We start from the raw sequence: 11,282 nt of genomic DNA, 5'->3' as shown, positions 1-11,282 counted from the left end.
TCGAGAGGGAAACAGCCCAGACCACCAGCTAAGGCCCCTAAATCGTGGCTAAGTGGGAAAGGATGTGGGGATTCCAAAACAACCAGGAGGTTGGCTTAGAAGCAGCCATCCTTTAAAGAAAGCGTAATAGCTCACTGGTCTAATAGAAACCCTGCGCCGAAAATGTAACGGGGCTCAAGCCACGTGCCGAAGCTGTGGGTGCATACTATGTATGCGCGGTAGCGGAGCGTTCCGTAAGTCTGCGAAGGAGACGGGGTGACCCTCTCTGGAGATATCGGAAGTGCGAATGCTGACATGAGTAGCGACAAACAGTGCGAGAAACACTGTCGCCGTAAGTCCAAGGTTTCCTGCGCAAGGTTAATCCACGCAGGGTTAGTCGGCCCCTAAGGCGAGGGCGAAAGCCGTAGTCGATGGAAATCAGGTTAATATTCCTGAACCTGCCAGAAGTGACGAATGCGAGATGTTGTCAGTCCTTATCGGATTGGACTGGCTTTTTGAGCATTCCAGGAAATAGCTCTGGCGTATAGACCGTACCCTAAACCGACACAGGTGGACTGGTAGAGCATACCAAGGCGCTTGAGAGAACGATGCTGAAGGAACTAGGCAAATTACTCGCGTAACTTCGGGATAAGCGAGACCCGTAGGTGGGCAACCATTTGCGGGTGGCACAGACCAGGGGGTAGCGACTGTTTAGTAAAAACACAGGACTCTGCGAAGTCGAGAGACGACGTATAGGGTCTGACGCCTGCCCGGTGCCGGAAGGTTAAGAGGAGGTGTGAGAGCACTGAATTGAAGCCCCGGTAAACGGCGGCCGTAACTATAACGGTCCTAAGGTAGCGAAATTCCTTGTCGGGTAAGTTCCGACCTGCACGAATGGCGTAACGACTTCCCCGCTGTCTCCAGCATCGGCTCAGCGAAATTGAATTCCCCGTGAAGATGCGGGGTATCCGCGGTCAGACGGAAAGACCCTATGAACCTTTACTGCAGCTTTGCAGTGGCATCAGAGACATTCTGTGTAGGATAGGTGGGAGGCTTTGAAGCAGGGGCGCCAGTTCCTGTGGAGCCATCCTTGAAATACCACCCTGAATTTTTCTGATGTCTAACCGCGACCAGTAAGCCTGGTCCGGGACCCTGCATGGTGGGCAGTTTGACTGGGGCGGTCGCCTCCTAAAGTGTAACGGAGGCGCGCGATGGTGGGCTCAGGCCGGTCGGAAACCGGCTGTCGAGTGCAATGGCATAAGCCCGCCTGACTGTGAGAGTGACAGCTCGATCAGAGACGAAAGTCGGCCATAGTGATCCGGTGGTCCCGCGTGGAAGGGCCATCGCTCAACGGATAAAAGGTACTCTAGGGATAACAGGCTGATCTCCCCCAAGAGTCCACATCGACGGGGAGGTTTGGCACCTCGATGTCGGCTCATCACATCCTGGGGCTGGAGCAGGTCCCAAGGGTTCGGCTGTTCGCCGATTAAAGTGGTACGTGAGCTGGGTTTAGAACGTCGTGAGACAGTTCGGTCCCTATCTGCCGTGGATGTTGGAGACTTGAGAGGATTTGTCCCTAGTACGAGAGGACCGGGATGAACATACCTCTGGTGCACCGGTTGTCGCGCCAGCGGCACAGCCGGGTAGCTAAGTATGGACGGGATAACCGCTGAAAGCATCTAAGCGGGAAACCCACCTCAAAACTAGGTCTCCCCAAGGGCCGTGATAGACCATCACGTCAATAGGCCAGGTGTGGAAGCGCAGTAATGCGTGCAGCTAACTGGTCCTAATCGCCCACGAGAACTCACTTGCAAGCTTCTCCTCGGAGACGCAATTCCATGCACAGAAATCATCCATGCCGCACATTTCAAAAATACACCAACCGTAATCACTGACCCACACAGATGTGGGTTGGATGACCTGGTGGCTATGGCGGGGAGAGATCCACCCGATCCCATCCCGAACTCGGCCGTGAAAGCCCCCAGCGCCTATGATACTGCGACTTAAGTCGTGGGAAAGTCGGTCGCCGCCAGGTCTTCCAATCCACATCATACACATCATAAATACCTCCGCGGGGTGGAGCAGCCCGGTAGCTCGTCAGGCTCATAACCTGAAGGCCGCAGGTTCAAATCCTGCCCCCGCAATATCCCATGACGACACTCCCGAAGCTCCGGCTTCGGGGGTGTTTTTCTTTTGAGCCGGTTTTCCGTTACTACGAGAAGCCGCAAAGTCGAGCAGCGTCCCAAGCTCGCCATGCAACGTGGCGTGTATCTTGCCCCGAACCTTGCCCGGTGTGACAACGATTTTCTCGATCAGTGCGCGGATGGCCTCGGATGCCTCCTGCCGGTCCTCGGGGTGATTCAGCGTTTCGGTCAGCCGCTCGACTTTCTGTTTGAAGATCGCCGCGACATTGGGATGGATATCCGGCACGTCCTGGGGCTGGGCGGCGAGCAGGGCGACCAGTTCATCCTCGCGGGCTTCCATCTCCCTCATGCGCTCGACCATGCCGCGCGTATAGCCGCCATCCTCGATCACCTGGAGCATCTGTTTCAGCCCCTTGCGTAGCTTCGTCAGTTCCGCCTGCCATCCCGCCGTGCTGGCGCGGCGTTCATGGTTGGCGCGGTTGGTTTCCTCGACATAGGCACGCATCGCTTCCGCCGCCGCTTCCGGCGTCATCAGCCGGTCCTTGAGACCCGACAGCATCCGCTCTTCCAGTTCCTCCCGGCGGATGGTGGCCTTGTTGGTGCAGGAGCGGTTGCTCATATGGGTGGAGCAGGCGAACCGGTCGCCGCCCCGGATCGAGCAGGGGCCACCGCAGACGCCGCAGAACACCAGACCGGAGAGCAGGGATTTCGGACGGCGCTGACCGTTCAGCCTGCTATTGGATGCCCGGATGCCCGCGCTGATGTTCGTCCCCTTCTCGGCAATTCTGGCCTGCCGGGCACGGACGGCCTGCCACAGGTCATCATCCATGATGCGCAACTCGGGAACGTCGGTGATGATCCATTCCGATTGCGGGTTCAGCCGCGAGACGCGCTTACCGGTCTGCGGGTCTTTCAGATAGCGCAGCCGGTTCCAGACCAGACGCCCGATATACAGTTCGTTATTGAGTATCCCGGTCCCACGCAGAGCATTGCCGCGCAGGGTGGTGTTGTTCCATTTGCCACCCGTGGGGCTGGGGATGCCTTCATCGTTCAGGCGGCTGGCGATGGACAGCGGGCTGCGCCCGGTGGCGAACTCGCGAAAGATGCGGCGGACGATTTCCGCCTGTGCGTCGTCAATCTCGCGGTCACCCCGGATCGGCTCGCCATGGGCATCAAGCTGGCGGATGACGCGGTAGCCGTAGCACAGACCACCGCCGGACTTGCCCGCCTCCACCCGACCCCGCAGACCGCGATGGGTCTTCATCGCCAGATCCTTGAGGAACAGGGCGTTCATTGTGCCCTTGAGGCCGACATGCAGTTCGCTGATTTCCCCTTCGGCCAGGGTGACAATGGTCACTCCCGCGAATTGCAGCCGCTTGAACAGGGTGGCGACATCGGCCTGATCGCGGGAGACGCGATCCAGCGCCTCGGCCAGCACGATATCGAACTGCCCGGCCTGGGCGTCGCGCATCAGGGTTTGGATACCAGGACGGAGGATCGTGCTGGCCCCGGAGATCGCCGCGTCACGGTAATACTCCACCACGTGCCAGCCCTCGCGCGCGGCGCGCTCTTCACAGAGCCGGAACTGATCCTCGATCGAGGCCGCCCGCTGGTTGTCCGAGGAGTAGCGGGCATAGAGCGCGACACGGGTCATGATCTTACCTCCTTTATCCTTATAGATTCTCCACGATCAGCGACGCACGGCGGCGCTTTTCTTCTGTCGGGCGAGGGCGACGAATTCCGCTTTGATCTTGGTAAACAGGCCCGGCGGAATAAAGCCGTAGGCAAAGACACCCGTCTTGCCGGGGACCGGCGACACGCCGCCGCTCGGCCATTCATCGACGTTGTGCTCCGAGACGATGACCCAGCTTGGGACATCATCCAGTCCGATCGCCGCCTTGACCTTCGCCGGTATCTCGATCCCGACCGTATCGCCGGAAGGCGGTGTGTGCGTGATCGGCAGAAGCACGACATAGCGGGGCCGTAACACGCTGTCGCTGGCCGCGACGAGGCACGCTGGACGATCCTTGCCCTGATCCTGTCCCCGCGTGGCTTCATGCGTCCACAGATAATCGTAACGGACGACGAGGCCCGGTTTGGGTTCGGGAAACGACACGAGTGGCCCTTATTTCAGCAACTCGTCGAGATGGGCATGCTCGGGGTCCATTTCCGCGCGCTCCACAGCGGCCAGCACCACGTCGGACACATCCTCCGTCCGGTGGCTTCGCTGGGCCGCCGCGCGGAGCCAGTCATAATGATCGGCGGACAACAGCACATATTCGCGGCGGCCGTGACGGGTGATCTCGACCGGCTCACGCTGGGCCTGATGCTGGAATTCGCCGAATTTGCGCTGGAATTCGAGGGCGCCGACGGTGGGCATGATCGCGGTATCCTGTTGGAGGAATGGTAATGCCCAGATTATACGTATAATACCTCTTTCTCAAGGATAATCTCATTCCTCTTGCCCCGGCGTGTCTCCGCTAGAGGCATTGTTGTCGTTGGCGATCTGGCCCAACCGCTGCTCGAATTCCTCGCGGGCGATCTGTCGTCCCAGCAGACGCGCCAGGATGAGGATCAGTGCGTCCGTTCGTGCCTTCATGGCCGGATCGGGAGAGGCGGATTGGATATTGTCCGTGGGTTTGTTATCGTTGACCGGAGAATTCGGTCCGGCGTTCGATAAGCGGTTTTCGTCCGTCATCGGTCTGCCCTTTCCGTCTGGAGAGGACAGCAGCATCACGCGCTGAAAAATGTTGCGCAACCGGAAAAATCAAGCCATTCCAATGGATTGTCGGCGTGTATCAGTTGCTGCGTACTGGGACGTAGTCAGGCGTACATGTGGCGGCGTTTTGTTCGCCACTTAAGAAATCACAAGTTGGTGAGTTGTTGGTTTGAGAGTACGACTCGCTGATTGGGCGACTGCGGCTTCCGCCTTCGATTCTGCCATTCATCGAACCGTCAAGCGCTCCCGGTAGCGGGCCATTTCCCGGTTTTTCTTGACGCGAAGCGCCTAAGCGGCCAGCGGAGAGGCCATGGATACGATCAGTCTTCTTGCCCTGCTGCTGAGCCTCTCGGCAGGCTTCAGCATCCTCAATCACCATACGCTCCGCGTTCCAGCCACGATTGGCATGCTTGTTTTCTCGTTGCTGACATCGCTTCTGGTCATGATCCTGAATCCGCTGATTCCGGCCTATGATCTTCAGGCCCTTCCGCGATCTGTGCTCGGTGCTATCAATCTGCCTGCGGCCCTTCTGAATGGCGCGCTGTCGCTGCTGCTTTTTGCCGGGGCCATGCAGGTGAATGTCGGGCATCTGCGCGCAAAGCTTGCCTCAGTTATGGCCCTCTCTGTCTTGGGGACCGTGCTGGCTGTCGCCTTTCTGGCGATCGCGGCATGGTCTGTCTTCCCGCTGCTGGGCCACACCGTTCCCTTCGCATGGTGCATCGTTCTGGGGGCCATCCTCGCACCCACCGACCCGGTTTCGGTCGTGGGCATGCTGAAGCGTCTGGGACTGCCGGGACCGCTTCAGGCTGTTTTCGCGGGGGAAAGCCTGTTCAATGATGGCGTGGGCGTTGTCATTTTTGGTGTGACGATCGGACTGGCGACCGGACACAGCCAGGGGGTGACCGCTTCCGGGATTGCCCTGAGCTTCTGCCGCGAGGCGCTCGGTGGCGGTTTTCTCGGAGCGCTCACCGGATGGATCGCGCTGCGTGTGCTCAAGGAGCAGCGCGATCCGCATATTGATCTGCTGACGTCGCTGGCTCTGGCGACTGGAACCTTCAGCATCGCCAACCAGCTTGGCATGTCGGGTGCGATTGCCGTGGTCGTCGCGGGACTGTGTTTCGGAACACGTTACAGCCACTCCATTTTCGATGAAGCATCGCGCAAGGAACTCGACGTCGCCTGGAACCTGATCGACGAAGTACTGAACGTTCTGCTGTTCATGCTGATAGGTTTTGAAATCCTTGAGATCACGCCGCATCTGTTTACGGTTTTGGCGACACTTGCCGTGATCCCGCTGTCCATTGCCGTGCGGGCATTGAGCGTGCTGTTCTCGACTCTTCCGGTCCATCTTCGTCAATGGGAACGAGGCCGCGTTCTCGGCGTCCTGACATGGGGCGGGCTGCGTGGCGGCATATCCGTCTCTCTGGCCCTTGGATTGCCGCCCGGAGACTTGCGCGATCTATTGCTGCCCGTCTGTTACGGTGTGGTGGTGTTCACCATCATCGTGCAGGGGTTGACCATGGAACGGGTCGCCCGCCGGCTTTATCCGGCATCTCCATCCCAACCTCAATAACGCGTTCCTCCATTCTTTCAGCGGCATTCGTGCCGCCTGATGAGCAGGCCGTGAAGAGGAAACAGACGTGATGCCTGACGATCCGTTCGCCCTGATCACGACGGTCGAACTGACGTGGATCGAAAAACAGGTCGAACGCTGGCTGCGCTTCGGTCGGCCGCTCGCGGACACCATTCTGGACCGTCGCCGTCGTCTGTTGAGCTTCGCGCCCGGCAGTGTGTTCGCCTTCGTTCGCTGGGCCGCCAACGACTATGGCACGGTTGAATCGCACATCGACATCGTGCGCACGGTCGGCTCCTGCGAAGACTACCAGACCGTCCCCTGCGTGCAGCCCGGTGGCGAGATGTTGCTGCACCAGAGTTCATGGCCGCGCGTCCAGTGTGTGCTGGAAGCGATCGATACGGTCGAGGCGCAGGACATCGATCCGACCGAAGTCAGTCCGGATTACTGGCGGCATGTCCACCATCGGCTGGAGGCACGGCAACAGCCCGATGCCTACACCAAAGCGCGGCATCGGGCATGGCTGCGTCGTCGCGCGTTGCATTGACCGTCCTGCCCACGTCTGGCCTACTGACGTTTGCTCGTGCCTTTTCCTTCTCTTTCCGGCCCGCTTTCCCGTCATGCTGTCGCGTCCGTTTTGTGCCGGGACAACGCGCTGCTTCGCACCGCGAGCGGAAGGCGTCGGCTGTGCCGCCGCGTCTATTTTGGGTCGCCTTTGGCGCTCCTTCGAACACCCTTTCGACGAACGATCTGGTATTCAGTGACACGAGTTTTCCCGCATCCGAAACACCATCCGCATGCGGTGGACGGGCGGCCCGGATGCACGACGAACGCGGGCTGACCGATTGGTCATCGTCGCCGGAAGTGTCGCCAGTTTGACGGTCCCCCGTCATGTGCGGATGTCGCTTTCGATCGTGTCCGGCGCATGGCTTTGACGTGTTCACGGCACGTCATAAGACACACCGAAAACAGGTCGCGGCGCAGCGTTTCGTCATCCTGTTCGCGTGGTGTCGGGAGGCGATCTGTGGCAGGTTTTGCCAATCATTCGGTCACACTGGCAAAGGGCGTCAGATTCAGAAAAGCCGAATTCAGAGGCCGGAAAGAGGAAAAAACGTGAGGGCAAGATTAAAGGACGTGGCACTCCTGCCAGTCCCCACCTGCGGTTTTCTTTGTCTGCACATGGGGTTAGGGATATTTCGAGTGGCACTCTGGATTTCAGACGTCTGAGCCGTCATTTTTCAGGAGTGAGAGCTTTCCGCCGTTTCTGACGGCACTATCCCCGGAAAAAGCCCGGTTTTCGCGAGGTCTGGCTATGGCGCAGGATGACGACACCGCATTCCGTCCCAGAGTTGGACGTCTCCGTTCGAAGGGCGGTCCGGCGCGCGGTCGCGTCGACTTTCTTGCCGCCGTTCGCACACAGGTTCGGCGGCAATCCCTGTCCCCCGGAAAGAGGGGAGGCAGCGGGTCGGGCGGCGGCAGTGGCCGCCGCTTTTCTTCCGGGTTGGGTGCGACTTCGCGTGCGGGAAGCGCGTCGCGTTCCGGTTCCACCCGTGGCGTGGGTCGCGGGCGTGGCGCGTCCTTCGTCCGTGCGCGCGGGATCGCCGGCTGGCGGCATCAGGTGTCCGGTGCCCGCCGTGTGACCGTGAAGGCGCGTGTGGTGCGTCAGGCCGGGAAGGGAGGCGGAACTGCTGCCCATCTGCGCTACATCCAGCGTGATGGTACGTCCCGCGACGGCGAGCGTGGCGTGCTGTATGGCGCGGAGACCGACCGTGCCGATGCGAAAGCTTTTCTCGAACGCGGCGCGGAGGATCGGCATCAGTTCCGCTTCATCGTCTCGCCGGAAGACGCCGACCGGATGGATGACCTGACCGATTTCACGCGCGACCTGATGACGCGGATGGAAGCCGATCTCGGCACACGGCTCGACTGGGTGGCGGTGAACCATTTCAATACTGCCCATCCCCATGTCCATGTCGTCGTCAATGGTCGCGATGACCAGGGCAAAGACCTCGTCATCGATGGTGAGTATATCACCCATGGCATTCGTGAACGCGCCTCCGAAATCGTGACGCTGGACCTCGGCCCCGTGTCCGAGATCGAGCAGCGACAGAAGCTGGAAAACGAGATCGATCGTGACCGCTTCACTCGCATCGACCGCGCCCTGCTCGATCAGATGAAGGACGGTACCCTCGACATACGCCCCGGCAGCGACACACCGACCTCCGATCTGGTGGACCGACGGCTGCGCCTGTCGCGTCTCGCGAAGCTGGAACGCATGGGACTGGCCAGTCCGACGGAACCGGGCAGATGGACTCTCGACGAGCGACTGGAAGAGCGCCTGCGGAACCTGGGCGAGCGGGACGACATCACGAAGCAGATGCATCGCGCCCTGAAGGCGCGCGACAAGGGAACCGCGCCGACGCGCGACCCGGCGCATTTCCGCTTCCATGGCGAGGTTCCAGACAAATCAGTCACCGGACGTCTGGTGGACCGGCACCTGACCGACGAACTGGGCGAGAAACTGTCGCTGGTGGTCGATGGGATCGACGGACGGGTGCATCATCTGCGCGGCTTCGATCCCGCCCAGGTAGAGGACATCCCCAGGAATGCGATCGTGGAGATCGTTGCCGCTCCGGTTCCTGACAAACCGCGCCCATCCGATCGGGCGATCCTCGCCCATACCGAGGACGGGATCTATCGCCCTTCCGACCATCTGGAGCGGATGCAGCTCGACCGCTGGAGCCTCAAAGGCACGCCGGAAGACCTGATCAAAGGGCATGTCCGCCGTCTGGAGGCGCTACGCCGGGCGGGGATTGTCGAGCGGCTGGACGCCGACCGCTGGCGCATCCCGGAGGATTTCAGCCAGAAGGCCCTCTCTTATGACGCCGCGCGTGCGCCGAAGGCGACGGTGCGGCTGCTGTCGGCTTTCGATCTGGAGGCGCAGATCGGCTCCGATGGCGCGACCTGGCTCGACCGGCGTCTGGTGGCCGGGGTAAGCCGTGAGGGCGACCGGGTGGAGGCCGGGTTCGGGGGCGAAGTCGGCGACGCTCTGGCCCGGCGGCAACAGGCGCTGCTCGACCGTGGAGATGCCAGTCTGACCCCGGAGGGCATGGTCCGCTACCGCAGGAACCTGCTGGCGGCGCTGGAAGGGCGGGAGGTAGAACGGGTCGGGCAGGTCATGGCCGGGAAGCGAGGGAAGCTGTGGCGTCCGCTTGATCGCTTCGAGACCATCCAGGGCACGCTGAAAGGTCCGGTCGATCTGGCCAGCGGGCGGTTTGCGGTGCTGGAGAGCGGACATGAATTCTCGCTGGTGCCCTGGAGGCCGGAGATCGGGAAACAGCGCCAGAAGCAGATGACGATCTCCATGGATGAGCATGGCGGCATCTCCTGGGAACTGGGCCGGGGCAGGGGGCTTGGCCTGTAGCGGGACCATATCGCGAGTCGTTCCGGAATGCAGACAAACACCGACAAAAGCCGCTATTTTTACGCCAGGCTACGCCCCGGTACGATGCCGATCGAACATGGGCTTGCGTCGGGAAAAATCCGCGTCAATCTGTCATCGGACCTCCAGTCTGGGAACATGGCGATGAACAGACGGCAGCGAATGAACGTGTATTTCGAGCCGGGCCTGCTGAAGCAGGTCGAAGCGCTGGCGGAGCGCCGGAATGTGTCGAAATCGGCGGTGATCGAGGCGGCGGTGCTGTCGCTGGTCTCTGGCGAGGACGATGGACGCCGGGATGCGGCCCTGTCGAAGCGACTGGACCGGCTCGGGCGGCGGATCGACGATGTGGACGAGGCCGTCGCCGTGCTGGGGGAAGCGTTCGCGCTCTATACCCGTGCCTGGATGAGGCACCAGCTTCCCATCCCGGCGAACGAGAACGAGGCCGCGAAGGATCGGGGCGCGGAGATGTATGCCCGGTTCAACGAGGTATTGGTCCGGCGGCTGGCGAAGGGGCAAAGGTTCCTTAACGAACGGGTGCGGGATGTCGCAGGGCAAAAAAGAGAAAACGATATGTAAATTTCTTCCGGCGTTCACGAGGTATCCGCAAAATGATGTGCGATGAGTTTCGGGACAGTTTTAGCTTGAATTTGGACGAGATCGTGATCCTCGCAGTTATTGACATGAAGGTTGGATAAAGGTGGGAGTTCGGTAAACTAGGCAATAGGCGATGCCCAGCGGCGATGCCACTAATAGGATCATTATCGCCTCCTAGCAGGAGCGTAGAAGCTTCGATCGACATTATCTGGTCTGAAAGATATTCCCCCGATGTCTGCGATCCATGATGCTGCACGCGGATATGCTCGATAATAATCCGTTCTCCATTTTGAGTCGCCAAGATCAGAGAACGGAACGGAAGCGTTTAGATTAGTGGACAGAATTAACTCAGAAATTGTCTGATTGCAAAGCAGGAGGCTGCGGTTGGTATCGAGGCTGTATAAACCAATAAACCAGGCCTAAGGAAAGAATGGCGGCGGAAAGGCCAAGCATTTCGTTGAAGTCGATTTCTTTTAGATCGAGAACGATAAACTTTCTGACGGTCGCCAATATGCCGATAAGGAGAATGGGCTCGATACGAATAATGCCATGCTGTTTTCCTGCTGACGGCGTAATAAATGATCTTTTGAATTCAAGTGCAATTAGAATTGTAAAGAACATTCCAAAAACTGCTTGAAGGTTCTCAGGTGTGGTCGAGTTTATTCCGCGATCGGCAAGCATTACTACGATCGACACGGTGAGATGAAGAAGGGAAACGCTCGCGATCAACATGATGATCGCGCTTAGTGTCGTCATCACACACTGTTCGAACAGATCAAAAATACGTTCTTTGAACATATTAGAAAAAATTCCTCTGATTTTCGACGGTAA

General features: G+C 59.5%; 9 protein-coding genes, 1 tRNA gene and 2 rRNA genes (1 of these 12 running past the window's edge). 8 read left to right on the top strand and 4 right to left on the bottom strand.

Features of this window, described 5'->3' with window-relative positions; genetic code table 11:
* The 3 genes from A0U92_RS15195 to A0U92_RS15185 form a co-directional block, all read left to right on the top strand.
* Positions 1-1,790: ribosomal RNA gene (locus A0U92_RS15195) — 23S ribosomal RNA — on the top strand; it begins 948 nt to the left of the window's first position.
* 108 nt (positions 1,791-1,898) lie between these two features.
* Positions 1,899-2,014, top strand: a 5S ribosomal RNA gene (rrf, locus tag A0U92_RS15190).
* A gap of 35 nt (positions 2,015-2,049) precedes the next feature.
* A tRNA-Met gene (locus A0U92_RS15185) sits at positions 2,050-2,123 on the top strand.
* Here A0U92_RS15185 and A0U92_RS15180 read toward each other — a convergent pair.
* From A0U92_RS15180 to A0U92_RS15165, 3 genes are all read right to left on the bottom strand, one after another.
* Complete coding sequence (locus A0U92_RS15180) at positions 2,083-3,777, bottom strand: recombinase family protein (RefSeq protein WP_077814500.1); 1,695 nt, start codon at positions 3,775-3,777, stop codon at positions 2,083-2,085. The two genes, A0U92_RS15185 and A0U92_RS15180, sit on opposite strands and share 41 nt — an antisense overlap.
* 471 nt (positions 3,778-4,248) lie before the next feature.
* Positions 4,249-4,503 carry a type II toxin-antitoxin system prevent-host-death family antitoxin gene (locus A0U92_RS15170; protein ID WP_077805568.1) on the bottom strand — a complete coding sequence of 85 codons (255 nt, stop codon included), beginning with the start codon at positions 4,501-4,503 and terminating at the stop codon, positions 4,249-4,251.
* Between the two features lie 72 nt (positions 4,504-4,575).
* The gene (locus tag A0U92_RS15165) at positions 4,576-4,821 is read right to left on the bottom strand and encodes a hypothetical protein (protein ID WP_149026491.1); all 246 of its coding nucleotides are present in this window, start codon (positions 4,819-4,821) and stop codon (positions 4,576-4,578) included.
* Between the two features lie 331 nt (positions 4,822-5,152).
* Here A0U92_RS15165 and A0U92_RS15160 point away from each other — a divergent pair, with 331 nt between their 5' ends.
* The 5 genes from A0U92_RS15160 to A0U92_RS15140 all read left to right on the top strand — a co-directional run bounded on the left by A0U92_RS15160 (position 5,153) and on the right by A0U92_RS15140 (position 10,433).
* Positions 5,153-6,415: a cation:proton antiporter gene (locus A0U92_RS15160; RefSeq protein ID WP_077813869.1), complete on the top strand. Its 1,263-nt coding sequence runs from the start codon at positions 5,153-5,155 to the stop codon at positions 6,413-6,415.
* Between the two features lie 70 nt (positions 6,416-6,485).
* Entirely contained in the window at positions 6,486-6,962 is a 477-nt protein-coding gene (locus A0U92_RS15155; RefSeq protein ID WP_077813868.1) for a DUF2840 domain-containing protein, read from the top strand.
* Entirely contained in the window at positions 6,935-7,294 is a 360-nt protein-coding gene (locus A0U92_RS17875) for a hypothetical protein (protein ID WP_187668787.1), read from the top strand. Before A0U92_RS15155 ends, A0U92_RS17875 begins: the two co-directional genes overlap by 28 nt.
* Positions 7,295-7,727: 433 nt before the next feature.
* On the top strand, positions 7,728-9,839 hold the full coding sequence (locus A0U92_RS15145; protein ID WP_062106296.1) for a relaxase/mobilization nuclease domain-containing protein: 2,112 nt from the start codon (positions 7,728-7,730) through the stop codon (positions 9,837-9,839).
* A gap of 27 nt (positions 9,840-9,866) precedes the next feature.
* Entirely contained in the window at positions 9,867-10,433 is a 567-nt protein-coding gene (locus A0U92_RS15140; protein ID WP_456305387.1) for a ribbon-helix-helix domain-containing protein, read from the top strand.
* 366 nt (positions 10,434-10,799) lie between these two features.
* Here A0U92_RS15140 and A0U92_RS15135 read toward each other — a convergent pair whose 3' ends face one another.
* Positions 10,800-11,249 carry a phosphate-starvation-inducible PsiE family protein gene (locus A0U92_RS15135; protein WP_062106294.1) on the bottom strand — a complete coding sequence of 150 codons (450 nt, stop codon included), beginning with the start codon at positions 11,247-11,249 and terminating at the stop codon, positions 10,800-10,802.
* Positions 11,250-11,282 lie beyond the last annotated feature (33 nt).

Origin of the sequence: Acetobacter aceti, assembly GCF_002005445.1 — a bacterium.
Taxonomy (GTDB): Bacteria; Pseudomonadota; Alphaproteobacteria; order Acetobacterales; family Acetobacteraceae; genus Acetobacter; species Acetobacter aceti_B.
Note: the sequence above shows the minus strand (reverse complement) of the source record. Positions and strands in the feature narration are given on the sequence as shown.